Source organism: Methylacidimicrobium tartarophylax (assembly GCF_902143375.2).
Classification (GTDB): Bacteria; Verrucomicrobiota; Verrucomicrobiia; order Methylacidiphilales; family Methylacidiphilaceae; genus Methylacidimicrobium; species Methylacidimicrobium tartarophylax.
This window is the reverse complement of the sequence record NZ_CABFVA020000065.1, coordinates 75,845-92,395: the sequence shown is the minus strand read 5'-3', so window position 1 is coordinate 92,395 and position 16,551 is coordinate 75,845. Positions and strand designations below refer to the sequence as shown.

At 61.9% G+C, this 16,551-nt stretch carries 13 protein-coding genes; 2 read left to right on the top strand and 11 right to left on the bottom strand.

Annotated features, from left to right (window positions below; translation table 11 throughout):
* Positions 1-48 precede the first annotated feature (48 nt).
* The 5 genes from MAMT_RS05630 to dapF form a co-directional block, all read right to left on the bottom strand.
* Positions 49-1,281: an MFS transporter gene (locus MAMT_RS05630; RefSeq protein WP_142660006.1), complete on the bottom strand. Its 1,233-nt coding sequence runs from the start codon at positions 1,279-1,281 to the stop codon at positions 49-51.
* Positions 1,282-1,293: 12 nt separating this feature from the next.
* A complete protein-coding gene (locus MAMT_RS05625; RefSeq protein WP_142660005.1) occupies positions 1,294-1,662 on the bottom strand; it encodes a HesB/IscA family protein in 369 nt (122 codons plus the stop codon).
* A gap of 113 nt (positions 1,663-1,775) precedes the next feature.
* Complete coding sequence (gene dapB / locus MAMT_RS05620) at positions 1,776-2,510, bottom strand: 4-hydroxy-tetrahydrodipicolinate reductase (RefSeq protein ID WP_142660004.1); 735 nt, start codon at positions 2,508-2,510, stop codon at positions 1,776-1,778.
* A 15-nt stretch (positions 2,511-2,525) separates the two neighbouring features.
* Complete coding sequence (dapA, locus tag MAMT_RS05615; RefSeq protein ID WP_142660003.1) at positions 2,526-3,404, bottom strand: 4-hydroxy-tetrahydrodipicolinate synthase; 879 nt, start codon at positions 3,402-3,404, stop codon at positions 2,526-2,528.
* Entirely contained in the window at positions 3,401-4,219 is an 819-nt protein-coding gene (gene dapF, locus MAMT_RS05610; RefSeq protein WP_142660002.1) for a diaminopimelate epimerase, read from the bottom strand. The genes dapA and dapF overlap by 4 nt, the downstream gene beginning before the upstream one ends.
* 59 nt (positions 4,220-4,278) lie before the next feature.
* On the opposite strand from dapF, the gene hisH reads away from it, so the two are divergent.
* Both hisH and hisA read left to right on the top strand, forming a co-directional pair.
* The gene (hisH, locus tag MAMT_RS05605) at positions 4,279-4,962 is read left to right on the top strand and encodes an imidazole glycerol phosphate synthase subunit HisH (RefSeq protein ID WP_246186551.1); all 684 of its coding nucleotides are present in this window, start codon (positions 4,279-4,281) and stop codon (positions 4,960-4,962) included.
* A complete protein-coding gene (gene hisA / locus MAMT_RS05600) occupies positions 4,959-5,750 on the top strand; it encodes a 1-(5-phosphoribosyl)-5-[(5-phosphoribosylamino)methylideneamino]imidazole-4-carboxamide isomerase (RefSeq protein WP_142660001.1) in 792 nt (263 codons plus the stop codon). The genes hisH and hisA overlap by 4 nt, the downstream gene beginning before the upstream one ends.
* On the opposite strand, the gene MAMT_RS05595 is transcribed toward hisA, so the two are convergent.
* From MAMT_RS05595 to secD, 6 genes are all read right to left on the bottom strand, one after another.
* Positions 5,702-6,892 (bottom strand): metallophosphoesterase, encoded by a 1,191-nt coding sequence (locus MAMT_RS05595; protein WP_178086934.1) that lies wholly within the window; start codon positions 6,890-6,892, stop codon positions 5,702-5,704. The two genes, hisA and MAMT_RS05595, sit on opposite strands and share 49 nt — an antisense overlap.
* A gap of 19 nt (positions 6,893-6,911) precedes the next feature.
* Positions 6,912-10,145 (bottom strand): carbamoyl-phosphate synthase large subunit, encoded by a 3,234-nt coding sequence (gene carB / locus MAMT_RS05590; RefSeq protein WP_142659999.1) that lies wholly within the window; start codon positions 10,143-10,145, stop codon positions 6,912-6,914.
* A gap of 54 nt (positions 10,146-10,199) precedes the next feature.
* Complete coding sequence (gene mqnC, locus MAMT_RS05585) at positions 10,200-11,273, bottom strand: cyclic dehypoxanthinyl futalosine synthase (protein WP_246186550.1); 1,074 nt, start codon at positions 11,271-11,273, stop codon at positions 10,200-10,202.
* A 14-nt stretch (positions 11,274-11,287) separates the two neighbouring features.
* Entirely contained in the window at positions 11,288-12,034 is a 747-nt protein-coding gene (locus MAMT_RS05580; RefSeq protein ID WP_142659997.1) for a menaquinone biosynthesis protein, read from the bottom strand.
* A 250-nt stretch (positions 12,035-12,284) separates the two neighbouring features.
* A complete protein-coding gene (gene recJ, locus MAMT_RS05575; RefSeq protein ID WP_142659996.1) occupies positions 12,285-14,012 on the bottom strand; it encodes a single-stranded-DNA-specific exonuclease RecJ in 1,728 nt (575 codons plus the stop codon).
* Between the two features lie 236 nt (positions 14,013-14,248).
* Positions 14,249-16,543 (bottom strand): protein translocase subunit SecD, encoded by a 2,295-nt coding sequence (secD, locus tag MAMT_RS05570; RefSeq protein WP_142659995.1) that lies wholly within the window; start codon positions 16,541-16,543, stop codon positions 14,249-14,251.
* Between the last annotated feature and the right edge of the window lie 8 nt (positions 16,544-16,551).

Sequence of the window (16,551 nt, the reverse complement as noted above, 5' to 3'; positions counted from 1 at the left end):
GGCACTCTTCGTAAAGGGTCAAGGAATCCTTCGGAAGACTCCCCCGTCTTATCCAATTCTCCCTCGGACAATCTGCTCCGCGGCAAATTGTCTCTGGGTTCGCACCAGGAGGGGAAGGGAAAGGAGCTGACATCCGCAAGAAAAGGCGACCAGCAAAACCGGCGAACGGTCGTAAAGGAGACCCATGAGCGCGCTCCCGCCGAACCAAGCAAAGCCGTAGGCCATGTTGAAAAGCCCGTATCCGGTGCCCTGGCGCCGATCCGGCACCAACTCCGCCACCGCCGCTCGAATCACCGACTCCTGGACACCCATCCCGACTCCCCAAAAGAGCACTCCCACCAAAACGGGTCCAATCCCATGCCCCAGGAAGAGCAGCGGAGCCGCCAGAGCCCCTAAGACCACCAGACCTCGTAGGGATGCAAACCCTTTGCGATCAAAGAGCCGCCCGGCCCAAAAGGCCGCCCCGGCGTCGATCCCCATCGCAAGAGCATAGAGCAAGGGCACTCCTTGCGGAGCGACCACTCCGGTCTTTGCCGCGTGAAAGGCGATCAGGGCGAAGTCGGCGTAGCCCGCCGCGACGCAGCCGACCGCGGCCAGATAGCTCCAGAAAGCGGAAGGCAAGTGTCGCGAGCCGTTTTCCTCCTCTTCTCCCGCTCCCTCGGGCATCCCTCGGGAGTTTTGCCATCTGCCGTAAGAACCACGGGCCAACCCGAGAGCCGCAAAGGAGAAGAGAGCGGGCAGGGCAAGCAACAGGAAGCCCGTCCTGTACCCTCCCTGGCAGGCCAGGACCAGCGCGACCGTCAAGGGACCCAGGACCGCACCGATCTGGTCCATCGCTTCATGCAGGCCGAAGGCGCGTCCCCGCCCGAAATCCTTCGTTGCCGCTGCGAGCAGGACGTCCCGCGCCGGCGTTCGAATCGCCTTCCCTAGCCGCTCGGCAACCACGAGCGCCGCCGCCGCGGGCCATCCCGAAACAAGCCCCAAGAGCGGCACAGCCAAGAGATTCACGCCATAGCCTGAAAACGTGAGCCGCCAGAAGGAGCGCGTTCGGTCCGCCAGAACGCCGGAAAAAAGCCGAAGCCCGTAGCCGGCAAGCTCTCCCATGCCGGCGACGAGGCCGACCGCCGCCCCACTCGCACCCAAGCTACCCAAAAAAGGACCGAGAATCGAACGCGCCCCCTCGTAGGTCATGTCCGCGAAGAGACTAACGGCACCGAAGAGCAGGATGATGCGCAGAACGGCGCTTTCGGAACGGCTCTGCCTTCGGCCGCCTTCACTCATGAGGCCGGCAGGCTAAACCGAAAAGCTCTTCCCGCAAGAGCAGTGAGAAGATGCATTCGGATTCTTCACGACAAAGCCCCGATTCTGAAGGTCATCCGAGTAATCCAAGATGGACCCGGCGAGAAAGAGGGCGCTCTTTGGGTCGACAACCAGCCGCACCCCAGCCGCTTCGACCAAGATGTCCTTTTCCCGGAGCCGATCGACCAGATCCATCTGGTACTGCAGCCCCGAGCAGCCACCTCCCACCACGGCGATCCGAAGGGCTCCGCCCGCCTTGTCGGAATCCTGAAGAAGGCGGGAGAGCTCGCGGGCTGCCTCGCTCGTGATCTGGCAAAGCTTCTCGTTGCCCACCGTGTAAGAAACCAAAGACGCTCCTTCCATTGTCTCTCCGCCGGCTCGAATGTTCCCCCTCTCCTCCTACCCGGTCAACCGCCATTTCTCATGCAGGCCGACCGTCTCTCCTCCTACCAGAGGGCAAGCAACCCGCTTCGCCTCTACGTCAACCCGAGAACATCCTCCATCGAATAGACTCCCGGAGGCTTTCCCACCACCCAGCGCGCCGCCCGAAGAGCCCCGAGCGCGAAGGTGTCCCTTGTCTCGGCCCGGTGCGTGAGCTCCAGAACTTCTCCGGGTCCGCCGAAGAGCACGGTATGAAGTCCGACGATCTGCCCTGCGCGGATCGCATGAATCCCGATTTCCTCCGGCTTTCGCGGCCCGGGTTCCCCCGACCTTCCGTGTCGTGCGACCTGCTCCAGCGAGAGCCCGCGCACCTCGGCAATGATTTCCGCCAAGCGGCGCGCGGTTCCACTGGGCGCATCCCGTTTCCCTCGATGGTGCGCTTCCACGATCTCCGAATCAAACTCGCCTCCGAGAACCGCAGTCGCCTTCCGCACGAGATAAAAGAGCAGATTGACCCCAGTGGAAAAGTTGGGCGCCCAAACAATGGGAATCCTCTCCCCGGCCCGGCGCACCCGAGAGGCCTCCTCGGGGAAGTGGCCCGTCGTCCCGACCACCAGCGGCTTGCCTTCTTCGGCACTCGCTTCGGCGATGAGGGTGGAAAACGCGTGCGCGCTAAAGTCGATCGCCACGTCGCTCCGCGCGAGCGCCGGCTTCGGAGGATCCCCTTGGTCGATTTCTCCTGCAATCTCCCAGTCGCCCGCCCGAAGCGCCTGCTCGAGAACCGCCCTCCCCATGCGCCCCTTAGCACCCACCACGGCCAGCCGAATCATTCCTTCCCCTTTTTTCTACTCCATTCCCACGAGCGAGAGCGTCTTCTCCAGTCGAGCCCGGTTGCTCGGCTGCAGGGGGACCAGCGGCAACCGGACATCGGGTGCCATCCAACCTTGAAGCGAGAGAGCCGTCTTGATCGGCACCGGGTTGGTCTCCACGAAAAGATCGCGGAAGAGCGGGTAAAGGCGCCGATGAAGGCGTTCGGCTTCCTGGAGGTTGCCGGACAGAAAGGCGTGAACCAAGCCGACGACCGCCTTGGGCAAGAGGTTCGAGGCAACGCTGATTACCCCGACCGCACCCACGCTCAAAAAGGGCAACGTCAACGAATCGTCGCCGCTCAAAAGGGCAAAGTCCTCAGGGAGCACTTGACGAAGCTGGCTGAGCCGATCGACCGAACCGCCCGCTTCCTTCAGGCCGATGATGGTCTTGTGCGCCTGCGAGAGAGCAAGCACGGTCTCGACCGCGATCTCGACACCGCACCGCCCAGGAATGCTGTAGAGGACCAGAGGCAGCCGCGTACTTCGGGCAATAGCGGAAAAATGGGCGTAGAGCCCGGCTTGGCTCGGCTTGTTATAATAGGGAGTGACCAGAAGGGCTCCGTCGGCTCCTGCCTTTTCCGCCGCCTGCGTGAGTTCAATCGCCTCGACTGTGCTGTTGGAGCCTGTGCCGGCCAAAACCGTCACCCTTCCCGCCGCAAACTCGACCGTTTTGGCAATGACCCGAATATGCTCCTCCAGGGTCAGTGTCGGCGATTCTCCCGTCGTTCCCACGGGAACCAACCCGGCGATCCCCCCTTCGATTTGCTCCTTCACCAGATGCTCTAAGGCCTCATCATCCACGGCATCGCCGCGAAACGGAGTGACCAGTGCCGTATATGCTCCTGAAAGCTTCATTTTCTTACCTCCACCTCTCCCGTGAACACCATGATCGCGGGACCTTGGAGTCTGACCCCGCGAAATCCATCGCCCGTGGGCTCGAATCGGACGCCGAGGCAGTCCCCGCTCCGGACGAGAACCGAGACGGGGGAGACCAGCCCCTTGACCAGATGAGACACAAGAGCCGAAGCGGTGACCCCGGTTCCACACGCAAGTGTCTCCGCCTCGACTCCTCGTTCGTAGGTCCGTACCGCGATCCGGTCGGAGCCCAGGAGCTCGACGAAATCGGCATTCGCTCCTTCGGGAGCGAAGTCGGGCAGCCATCGCAACTCTCGCCCCAGCTCCTCCACGTCAATCCCCTCGACGCTCTGCACGAAGACTACCAAGTGAGGCACTCCGGTATGAATCCAATGCACCTCCAGCGGTCCATGCCGAGTGGCAACCAGCTGCCGGAGGCGCGCCGCGCCCGGATCGGGCATCGAGATCGAGACTTCTTCTCCGGAAAACCATGCATCCACGGGCCCAGCACCGGTTAAAAAAGAGACCCGATCCCCCTCTTTCCCTTTCAAGAGAGACTGCAGGAAACGGGCGAAGCAGCGGGCGCCATTCCCGCAAAGCGAGGCCTCTCCGCCGTCCGAGTTATAATAACGCATCCGTATGCGGTCTTCCGCCCCGTCCTTTTCTGCGACAAGCATCCCGTCGGCACCGATGCCGAAGTGACGATCGCAGAGCCGCGCGATCTCTTCCGGGCGGAACGGAAAGCGGCCATCCCGGTTGTCGACGAGGACAAAGTCATTGCCGGCCCCGGTCATTTTCGTAAAATGGAGCTTCATTCGTGACTGCAAAGTTTTGATCGAATCCGATCTTTTGCAAACGATTTACACAAAAAACGTTGGACTCCCCTTCTCCTGAACCTGCTAGCGCCGGCTCCCGACCTCTTCTCGGCGTCGTCGATTACGGCATGGGCAATCTCCGGAGCGTAGAAAAGGCGCTCGCGTTCGTCGGCGCCGTTCCCCGGCGCGTCACGAAGCCCGAGGATCTGACCGATCTGGCCGCCATCGTACTTCCCGGAGTGGGGGCCTTCGGCGACTGTGCTGCCCAGTTGGCGCAAACCGGATTGTGGGATCCGCTGCGGGAGTGGGCCGCGAGCGGCAAGCCCTTCCTCGGCATCTGCCTGGGCTATCAGCTCCTCTTCGAAGGAAGCGCCGAAAGCCCGGGAGTGGCTGGATTGGGAGTCATTCCCGGCAAGTCGGTCCGTTTCCCCGAGGAAGTCGGCAAGGTACCCCACATCGGCTGGAACACGATCCGGATCCTCCGCCAGAGCGAGTTCACCCGGGAGATCCGCTCGGGCGATTTCGTCTACTTCGTTCACAGCTACGTTCCGGTTCCCGAAGATCCGGAATGGATCGCGCTCGAAACCGAATACGGAGTGCGCTTCGCCAGCGGTGTCTGCCGAGGCGCCCTCTTCGCGGTCCAGTTCCATCCGGAAAAGAGCCAGCGGGTGGGGTTGCAACTCTTGCGGGCTTTCGTGGAAGTCGCCGCATGCCGCGAGAGACCCACTCGATCCGCTCCATGAAACTATTCGCCGCCATCGACCTGCTCGGAGGCAAAGTTGTGCGTCTCCGGCAAGGAAAACGGGAGTCCGCCACCGTCTATTCAGACGATCCGGTGGCGGCAGCCCTCCATTGGGAGAGGGAAGGGGCGGACGGCCTGCACATCGTCGACCTGGAGGGAGCATTCTCCGGCGCCTCTTCCTCTCTGCCCTGGGTCGAGGCGATCGCAAAGCGAGTCCGGATTCCCATCCAGCTCGGCGGAGGCCTCCGCACCGAAGAAGCCGTGGAAGAAGCCCTCGCACGCGGAGCCTCCCGGGTCGTCATAGGAACGCGCGCATGGGAAGAGCCCGAATTCCTTCCCAAGCTCGCCGCCCGTGTTGGACCAGAGCGGATCGTCGTCGCCCTCGATGCCCGTAACGGGGAGGTCCGGATCGCCGGCTGGGAGCGGGGTACGGGGAAGAAGCTGATCGATGCCGCCCGGCACGCCCAGACTCAGGGAGCCGGTTTCCTTCTCTACACCGATGTCTCGGTCGATGGGATGCTCTCCGGTCCGGACCTGGAGAGAACCCGGGAGCTGGTCCAAACCGTCCCGCTCCCGATCTTTGCCTCCGGAGGGATCGGCAAGCCCGAAGATCTACGCTCGCTGGAGCGGATCCCGCGGCTCTACGGCGCGGTCCTCGGTCGCGCGATCTACGAAAAGACGGTCTCCTTCCACGATGGGCGGGCGGAGGTCGGCGGAGAAGGGTCTTTTAGCCGCCTGTCTCACAAGCGTTCTTCTGCAGCCGGCGAAATGGACCCGGAAGCAAGGTGAAGGGTGATTCGGAAGATTTCCGAGCACTGCCCAATGCGGATCGGAGGACCCCAGGTGCCGGCGCCGCGAGTGACGACGATGTGGGTCTTCCCCCGGCGCGCATAGCCGTAGGCAAGCGGGTAGAGCCGGGAGACGATATGGTTGATGGGCCAAAACTGGCCGTTATGGGTATGGCCGCAGACGAGGAGATCGGCGCCGCAATCGGCTGCTTCGTCCAGCGCAGAGGGGCGATGGTCTAGGACCAAGAGTGGTAGGCGCGGATTGCTCTTTTCCAGGAGCCGACGAAGCGGCTCGCGTGGACGACCGTCGCCCAGCACCATTTTGGCTCGATCATCCCTGCCGGCGATTCGGAGGACGCCCCCGACCTCCACGCACCGGTCGCGCAGAACGGTAATCCCGTTTTCGCCCAGAAAGGCAACCGCCCCATCGGCACCGCTATAGTACTCGTGGTTTCCCAGACACGCAAAGACCCCCAAGGGAGCGGAAAGAGAGCGGAAGAGCGGCCCCACGCCAGCCTTCTCCAGCACGGGCGCGGAAGCATCGACCAGATCTCCGGATAGCAGGACGAGATCGGGCGAGGTCGACCGGATTGCCTTGGCGATGCGGGCGAGTCTCCTTGCGCCAAAGGTTCCGGTAATATGGAGGTCGGCGGCGACGGCGATCGTCAGACCAGGGAGAAACGAAGAAGGAGGCGGGGACGAATCGAGGAAAAGGTCGAGCTCTTGGACCAAGATCCGGCGCGCGTTGACGGTCCCTCGGAGGAGCAGGAGCACGACCAGAGCGATCAAGCCCACCGGAGGAGCCCAGGGAGGAAGGAGGCTTTCCTCCAGCTTTGCCGCACCCGGTAGGAGCTGCAGCAGGTCCCAAGCGGAGATTCCGAGAAAAAGATAGAGCACCGAAGGGATCCAGAGGGAGGAGAGGAGGACAGCCCAATCCGCGACCGGGGAGGGGTTCCTCTCCTGCCAGCGCCGTGCCGCGGGATAGCCGAAAACACAAGCGGCCGCGAGACAGAGGTAACCGATCCGCGGGAAGGGGGAAGGAGGGACGACGGCCCACCCGCGAAGGACCACGTAAAGTCCGAGGGCCAGGTAACCGCCAATCAGGAGAGCCGAGAGAGAGATCCCCGGGATCCGGCGTGCCACGGTGCCCTCCGATCGGCTCCTATTCGATCGATGCCAAAGTCGCGTGATGCTCTTGCAGCGCCTTGACCCGGAATTCCTTATGCTGCAGGGAGCGGATTGCTTGCACCGTCGCCCAGGCAGCCGCCATCGTCGTCATGACGGGGACTCCGGCGTAGAGAGCCGTCGTTCGAATCTGGATCTCATCCTGCCGCGCGGTTCGTCCTCCGGGGCAGTTGATCACGAGCGCGATCTCCTCGTTCTTGAGCATATCCAGGATATTGGGGCGCCCTTCCGAGAGCTTGTGCAGGCGATGACAAGGGACGCCCGCTTCGGCAAGCGCTCGGCCGGTTCCCGCCGTGCTGTAGAGGGTAAAACCAAGTTCCTGAAGGACGCGGGCGATCCGGGCCCCCTCTTGCTTATCCTGATCTCGAACGCTCAGAAAGACGTTGCCCCGGAGCGGGAGGCTCGGCGAGGCGGCCGTCTGCGTCTTGGCGTAGGCCAGACCCAGATCCTCGTCGATCCCCATCACCTCGCCCGTCGACTTCATCTCGGGGCCCAGGAGGATATCGACACCAGGGAATCGACGGAAAGGGAAGACCGCCTCCTTGACGCAATAATAGCTCGGGATGACTTCCCGCGTAAACCCAAGTTCGGCCAACGTCTTCCCAGCCATCACCTTCGCTGCGATCTTCGCCAGCGGGACGCCGACGGCTTTGCTGACGAAGGGAACCGTCCGGGAAGCCCGGGGGTTGACCTCCAGGACGTAGAGCCCGTCGCCCTTAACCGCAAATTGAACGTTCATCAGCCCCTTGACCTCGAGTTCCAGCGCCAAGGCTCGGACCGCTTCCCGGATCTCTTTCTGAATGGCGTCCGAGAGGGTGGGAGCGGGGATCACGCAAGCGCTGTCGCCGGAATGGACCCCGGCCTGCTCGATGTGCTCCATGATCGCGCCCACGACGACGGCCCGCCCATCGCAAAGGCAGTCGACGTCTACTTCCGTCGCGTCTTCCAGAAACCGATCGATCAGGATTGGCCTCTCCGGAGAGACGAGCAGCGCCTCCCGGACGTAACGTCGCAAGTCCTCTTCTGTATAGACGATCTGCATCGCCCTTCCTCCGAGGACAAAGGACGGTCGGACGAGGATCGGATAGCCGATCTTAGCCGCCCCGGCCGCTGCCTCTTCCTCGCTCCGCGCGGTCACGCTCAGCGGCTGACGCAAACCGAGCTTGGCCACCAGATCGGTGAAGAGCTCCCGATCCTCCGCCCGCTCGATCGAGCGCACGGTCGTCCCCAGGATGCTCACTCCCGCACGCTCCAAGGAGGCAGCAAGGTTGAGCGGCGTCTGTCCGCCGAATTGGACGATGGCCCCGGAGGCTTGAGTCGCCTCGTACACATTGAGCACGTCCTCCTGCGTGAGCGGCTCGAAGAAGAGCAGATCGCTGCAATCATAGTCGGTAGAGACGGTCTCCGGATTGGAGTTGACCATGATCGCCTCCATTCCCATCTCCCGCAGAGCGATCGCCGCGTGGACGCAGCAGTAGTCGAACTCGATTCCTTGCCCGATTCGATTCGGACCGCCGCCGAGAACCAGAATCCGCTTCTTTTCGCCGAGCGGCGGCAGTTCCCGGCATCCGTCCTCGTAGCTGGAATAGTAATAAGGGGTATAGGCCGTGAATTCCCCGGCGCAAGTGTCCACAAGCCGGTAGGAGGGACGAAGATTCCGCTCGCTCCGCAGGGAGCGGACCTCTTCTTCCGAGAGCCGCCAGAGGTGGGCCAACTGCCGGTCCGAAAATCCTTTTCGTTTGGCCCGTGCGAGCGCCCTCAAGTCTTTCGGTGCCTGCGAAAGCCTCTCCTCCTCTTCGGTCAGATCTCGAATCTGCTCGAGAAACCAGGGGTCGATACCCGAGAGCTCGGCAATCTCCTCAAGCTTCATCCCCGCCCGGAAGGCGTGGCGGATATAGAAGATCCGTTCCGCCCGAGGAGTGACCAGATAGTGACGAATCGTCTCCATCGATGGGTCGGAATCGGACTCCGCACCTCCCGCTCCCAAGCCCCAGGCTCCCACCTCCAGAGAGCGAAGCCCCTTCTGGAGCGACTCCTGGAAGGTCCTCCCCATCGCCATCGCCTCGCCGACGCTCTTCATCGAGGAGGTCAGCGTCGGATCGGAAGCCGAAAACTTTTCGAAGGTGAAGCGCGGCAGCTTCGTCACGACGTAGTCGATCGTCGGCTCGAAACTCGCCGGGGTCACCTGGGTAATGTCGTTGCGCAGCTCATCCAGGGTGTACCCGATCGCCAGCTTTGCGGCGATCTTGGCGATCGGATAGCCCGTCGCCTTCGAGGCAAGCGCTGAAGAGCGGGAGACCCGGGGATTCATTTCGATAACAAGCTGCCGCCCGGTCTTCGGATCGACCGCAAATTGAATGTTCGACCCGCCCGTGTCGACACCGATCTCCCGGATCACGGCGAATGCCGCATCGCGCATCCTCTGAACCTCCCGATCGGAAAGCGTCTGGATCGGCGCGACGGTGATGCTGTCTCCGGTATGCACCCCCATGGGATCGAAATTCTCGATCGAGCAGATGACGACACAGTTGTCCGCCCGGTCGCGCATGACCTCGATTTCGAACTCTTTCCAGCCGAGCAGGCACTCTTCGATGAGAACTTCTCCGATGGGGGAGGTCGCCAAGCCTCCCGTCACAATCCGCTCGAACTCCTCGCGGTTGTAGGCGATCCCTCCTCCCATGCCGCCAAGGGTAAATGCGGGCCGGATGATCAACGGAAACCGTCCGATCGCCTCGGCAATGCTCCGGGCCCCCTCGGCGCTCCGCGCCGTTCCCGAATTGGGAACGCTTAGCCCGATTCGCAGCATCGCCTCTTTGAAGAGCTGTCGATTCTCGGCTTTCTTGATGGCCTCGGGCTGGGCACCAATCATCCGAACGCCGTAGCGCTCTAAAAGGCCCGCGTCGGCCGCTGCCGTGGCCACATTGAGCGCGGTCTGCCCTCCCAGGGTGGGAAGAAGTGCGTCGGGCCTCTCCCTCTCAAGGATCTTTGCCAGAACCTCGACCGAGATCGGCTCCAAATAGGTGCGATCCGAAAACTCCGGATCGGTCATGATGGTCGCCGGATTGCTATTCAGGAGGATAACGCGATAACCCTCCTCCTTGAGGGCTTTGCAGGCCTGCACCCCGGAATAGTCAAATTCGCAGGCCTGACCGATCACGATCGGTCCGCTGCCGATCAGCAAAACCGAATGGAGATCATCCCGCCTGGGCATAGTCTAACCGCCATTTCTCACAAGCTTTCTCCCACGGCTTGCAAAATGGTCCCTTCATGACAAAAGACCATACCAGTTGTTCCGACGCCTCGGTTCGAATCCCGCCTCCCGGATGAAGCTTTCGATCTCCTTCTCGGTCATGCGAAAGGTCGTACCCGCCGCCGAGACGACATTCTCCTCCATCATGACGCTTCCGAAGTCATTGGCTCCAAATCGTAAAGCCACCTGTCCGATTTCCGGGCCCTGGGTCACCCACGAAGCCTGGATATTCTCGACGTTGTCGAGAAAGATCCGTGAGAGGGCCTGCATGCGCAGATATTCGGAGGGTCCGAGCTTTCGAGCGGGAAGTGCCGTATTCTCGGGCTGAAAGGTCCAGCAGATGAAAGCGGTGAAGCCGCCGGTCTCATCCTGAAGCTCGCGAAGACGACGGAGATGCTCGATCCGGTCCGCAAGACTTTCGACATGCCCGAACATCATGGTGGCGCTCGATCGCAACCCCAACCGATGCGCGGTCCGCATCACTTCGAGCCACTGGTCGGCCGTGCATTTCCGCGCCGCGATGCGCTTGCGGACCTCGTCGACCAGGATTTCGGCGCCCCCTCCAGGCACCGAGCCCAAGCCGGCGTCTCGAAACCGGCGCAGCACTTCTTCAAGCGGCATTTCGAAGGTTTGGGAGAAATGAATGAACTCCGGCGGAGAAAACCCATGGATGTTGATGCCCGGATGCTTCTCTTTCAGATACTGGAGAAGTTCCAAGTAGTAGTCGATGCCCAGGTCCGGATGGTGTCCGCCTTGCATGAGGATCTGGGTTCCGCCAATGGCTTCCAGCTCGGCGACCTTCTCGCTGATCTTCTCCGGACTGAGGACGTAGTGGTCCGGATCCCTCTTTCGCCGGTAGAAGGCGCAGAACTTGCACCCGACGTTGCAGACGTTGGTGTAGTTGATATTCCGATCGACGATGTAGGTGACGATCCTCTCGCCGGCCCCTTCGTAGGCAGCCTTCTTTTTTCCCCTACGCCGCACATCGGCTAAGATCCCAAGCTCCGGCAGAGGAAGAGAGTAGAGGGCACGCGCCTCTTCGGGCGAGATCCTCTCCCCGGCCAGAACCTTTGCCTCAGCTCTCTTCACGCCGTTTCCGTTGCTCAAATCCACAACAGCTCCTTTCCAACGACCGCTTTCTCCCCCAGGACCCGCAGTTCATCACAAAAGCGTGCCACGCCCGCCTTCTCCCGCTCCCCCACCTCGTATCGGATATAGCGAGTCAAGTACTCCCACTCGCTTTTGTCTTTGGCAATGGACCCTCGTGCCGCAAGACCGAGCCTCTTCGCCTCCCGAAAGAGGGCTGCGATTTCCTTGCCCTTCGCTTCCGACCGCCGGACCGTCCAAACCGCGAAAACGAAGGGAAGCTCCGTCCGATCCCGCCACGCTTCACCCAGATCCAGGAGCGTCACCCTTGGATTTTCCTTTCGATACGCGAGCGCCCGATCTCCGATCAAAAGCCGTGACGCGCTCCGCTCGGAAAAAGGAACGTAGTTCGGACGGAAACCAAGAAAATTCTCTAAAAGCACCCGAAGCAGCAGGAAGGAAGATCGCGTATGGGGGTCGATGGCAATGCTCCGAATTTCAGAAAGCGGCGCATCGTGGGCAAGAATGACGCTTTTCACCGGCCCATCCGCTACGATTCCAACACCATCCACTAGGGCAAACTCTTCGGACAAGGAGGCGCCCAATGGAGCAAGCGCCGCGTCGACCTCACCCGAGCGAAGCCGTTCGGGCAGTTCCGCGGGCGGGAAGAACAATGCCTGCTTCTCCAGTCCGTAGATCAGGGGCTTGGCATTGAGATAGGGGGCACAGCCGATGCGAAAAGGACTCATTTGCGTTGGTCTCACCGCCTTTCTAGCCGATCGACCGCTTCTGGTTCAATCGTTCCGCTACGCAAGCCCGCATATCCTGGCCTCAGCCGCCATTTCTCACCAATTTCGTAGCCGAGGCGCCGCAAATGGGCTTGGATGCGAGGCGCGGCGCCGGTTTTCCACCGGAGCTGTATGAGGACATACTGCCAAGGATGGAAAACCAAGTCCAACGAAGCAGACAAGCCCATTTTGCAAGCCGTAGGAGAAAGCTTGTGTGAAATAGCGGTTAACCCTGTTCCGCTCTCCAATCGACGATCCGCACCCGCACCCGCTTGCCCAGCGAGTCCCAGTCGAGGTGGCCCGCAATTTGAAAGCGGCCTGCGATCACGCCGTTCACCGGGAGGTCGAACCCGAAGGCCTCGCGCCGGGCATCGCCGGAACGAAGAGAGATCCGAGTGCACCCTCGTGCTTGAATGGGCACCCCCTCTAAGAAAAGGCTGGGAAAGGCGAAGAGCGGCCGGGCATTCCCCGCCCCGAAGGGGGCCAGCCGCTCCAACTCCTCGTAGAGCGGGAGGCCCGCCGCGGAGAGCGGAAGCTCCCCGGCGATTCTGAGCCGTTTACGGAAGATCTCCGGCGAGCCTGCGCGGCTCGCCCATTGTACCAAGCTCGCACGAAACGCAGACAGGTTTTCCTCTCGAAGGGAAAAGCCCGCCGCCAGATCGTGTCCGCCAAATTTCTCCAGGTGAGCGGCACTGGCCCGCAACCCCTCCACGATCGACATCCCGGGAATCCCACGTGCGCTCCCCTTCCCTTCTCCCCGTTCATCAAAGGCGACGACGGCGACCAGCCGGTGAAACCGGCGCAAGAGACGCGAGGCCACGATTCCTACCACTCCCGCATGCCACCCCCTCTTTCCGACCACGATCGCCCCGCCGGTGAAAACCGCAGGCTCTTTCTCCAAGGTACCGAGAGCGTCCTCGAGCATCTCCCGCTCGACGAGCCGTCGTTGCAGGTTCTTCCGATGCAACGAAAGGGCGCCCTGCTCCGCTTCGGTGGGCGAGTCGGTCAGAAGGAGGCGCACCGATTCCATCGCGTCGTCGAGCCTCCCGCTCGCATTGAGCCGAGGGGCAAGCCGAAAAGCGACATCCTCCACTGTCGGCTTCTCGCCCATCTTCGAAACACTCGCCAGTGCCCGTAAACCGGGCAACCGGCGGCGGCCGAGTTGCTCCAGGCCTCGGGCGACGAAAATCCGATTGTCACCGGTCAACGGGACGATATCGGCAATGGTTCCCAGGGCAACCAGATCCAGTTCCTCCCGTAGCCGCAGCCGCTCGCGATAGGCCGGTTCCAGCTTGAGGAGCCCGTGGAGCAGCTTAAAAACAAGACCCGCGCTCGCAAAATGGCTGCCCCGGCCGTCCCGGTGAGGGTTGAGGATCGCGCAAGCCGGTGGCCAGCAGCCGGCGGGCCGATGGTGGTCCACGACAATGGCCTCTACGCCCTTCTCCGCGAGCCAAGACAACTCCTCGATCGAGGTCGTGCCGCAGTCGACGGCCACCACGAGATCGGGCAGCTGTTTCTGCCCGGGGTCATGATTCCCTCTCTCCTCGCAGAAAAGACGGAACGCCCGCTCCAGGCCCTTCCGAGTGAGCCCGTAGCCCTCCGATGCCCGCTCAGGAATGAACGCCGACGCCGAGGCCCCGAGCAACCGGAGGGCTCGGACCAAAAGAGCCGTGGAGCTTACTCCGTCGACGTCGTAATCGCCGTAAACCAGAATCCGCTGCCTTTCGACAATGGCCTGCCGCAACCGCTCGGCCGCCTGCCGCAAGCCGCTCAACTGAAAAGGATCTTCCAGTGCGGACAGCTTGGGGTTGAGGAAGCGGGAGGCCTCCTCCGGATCGCGATGTCCTCGCTCCACGAGAAGCCCCCCGAGCAAGGGAGAGACGCCGAGTTCCCGTCCGAGGGTTTCGGCTTCTTCCCCAGGAGAATCGATCTCCCAGATAGGACTAGCCTGCATATCTCACAAAGTTCGTACCCGAGGCGCGGCGAATGGGTCTGGATGCAAGGCGGGGCGCAGGTTTTCCCTGAAGTTGTATGACGACATACTGCGAGAGGGAAAACCAAGTCCCAACGAAGCAGACAGGTACATTTCGCAAGCCGCAGGAGAACGCTTGCGAGATATGCAGGCTAACTTCTCGTTGCTCTTGGTCGCCTGCCTCGGCTTCCCCCATGGCACTCCCTTCCCCCGCCCCGCTAGGCACTCTGGGGTTCCGGGTGCTGCGTCACTCGGCCGCGTTTTTCTCGAAGCTCATGAAACCAATAAATCAGCGCCGGCGTGAGAAAGTGAGAGGAAAACATGCCGCCCAGTACGCCGATGAGAATCGCCAAAGCGAAGGGGGAGATGACGGGACCTCCGAGCAGCAGCATGGAAAGAGTGGCCAGAAGAACGGTGCCGCCCGTGATCAACGTACGAGCCAGAGTCAGATTGACCCCGCTATTGATATGATCCCAAAAGGTACCGGCGAGGCGCAGCCGGCCCGCCTCTCGAACACGATCGGAAATGACGATCTTCTCGTTGATCGAGTAGCCGAGAATCGTCAGGAAAGCGCCGACCAGCGGCATCGTGAATTCTTGACCCAGGATCGCCATGACCCCCACGGCAAGCAAAACGTCGTGCAGCTGTCCAATGGCAGCCGCGGCCGCAAACGACCACTGGTAACGCAGGGTCACGTAGAGCAGAATCGCCGCCAGCCCGAGGGAGAGAGCCAGCATCGCCCGTCCTTTCAGTTCCTCTCCCACCACAGGGCCCACACTGTCGAGCCTGGCATTGGCGAACCCGGCCGACGGGAGCTTTTGCTGGAGGACCGTTAACGCACGCGCACCCTCGCCGTATCGGGTCTCGAGCGAGAGTTGCCGGAATTCCCGCGCATATTGCATCATGCTCGGATGAATGCCCGCCCCTTCCAGGGCCGCCCGCACTTCCTGGACCGGGGCCTCCTGCTGGTATCCGACCGTAAGGGAGTCTCCCCCTACGAAATCGACTCCCAGGAGCTTATTGCTGCGGAGAAAGAAGGTCGTCAGCCCTGCGGCGAGCAGAACCAGAGCCAGCCAGCACGCCACCCGGCGCCAGGCCAGGAAAGGAAAGTTCGGATGCGTCAAGATCCGCATCATGGAAAGACGCTGCAACCAGCCGCTCGCCAGGAGCCATTCGAAGGCATTCCGAGTCACCACAAGGGCGGCGAAGAGATTCGCCACGATACCCAACACGAGGGTGACGGCGAATCCCTGTAGCGGTCCGCTCCCCAGCCACATCAGGATCACGGCCACCAGGATGACGGTGACGTTAGAGTCGAAGATGGCGCTGAAGGCTCGTTCAAAACCGGTGGTCACTGCCTGACGGATCGGCTTCCCTGCGTCGATCTCGTCGCGCATTCGCTCATAGACCAGGACGTTGGCATCTACGGCCATACCGATCGTCAGGATGACTCCGGCAAGCCCGGGAAGGGTCAAGGTGAAATGGAATTGCGCCAAAAATCCGAAGAGAAGAAAAAGATTCACCCCCAGGGCGAGCACAGCCACTACCCCGGCTGCGCGGTAATACGCCACCATGAAGACCACAACGAGGGCTAAAGCCACCCATCCCGCTCTTGCTCCGCTCAAGATCGAGTCGCGGCCTAGAGAAGGATCGATCCCACGCTCCTCCAGCAACTTGACCGGCATCTCCAGGGGATTTTCCAGGACGCTCGCCAGATCTTCCGCCTCCTTGGGGCTCATGTTGCCCCCTGAAATGATCGCGCTTCGAAAGATCGCCGACTGAATCACGGGGGCACTACGCACCTCTCCATCCAACACGATGGCGAGCTGCCTCCCGATGTTGGCGCTGGTCAGCGCCCCAAAGCGGCGCGATCCCTCTTCGCTGAATTCGATCACCACGGTGGGACGGCCGACTTCGTCGAACCCTCGAAAAGCCCGACGGACATGCTTCCCTCCCATCTCCGCTCGACGTTTCACCAAGATCTGACGCAATCCGGTAGACCGTCCTTCCTCCGGGGCAAAGGAAAGCAGCTCGTAATCGGCGGGGATACGGCCCTGGCCCGCCTGAACCTCCGCGAGGAGTTGGCCGTTCTGCGGGTGGACCAGCTTGAACTCGAGCTTGGCCACTTTGGAAAGCTGTTGCCGGGCGGCGTTTTTTTCGGCTTCGGCAAGCCCGGGGATCTGAACGCTGATTCGGTTGCGGCCCACCGGCTGGATGATCGGCTCGGACAAGCCGAATTTATCCACCCGCTTCCGGATCACTGCCGTGGCCTGCTGCAACGCCCCCGGGGAAGGCTGGCCTTCCAACTCCAAGAGAAAGGCCGTCCCTCCCTTGAGATCAAGGCCGAGCCGAATCCCCCGGTCTAGAGGAAAGAGCGAAAGACCGGCATTCGCCAGGAGCATCACGATGCAGAAGAGGCCCACCCAGCGGCGCACCCGTTCCTCCGTCGCGGTGAAATACCAGATCAGCGCGATGAGGAAGAAGAGGGCCGTGACAAAGGACCAGAGCAGCATGGCGTTTT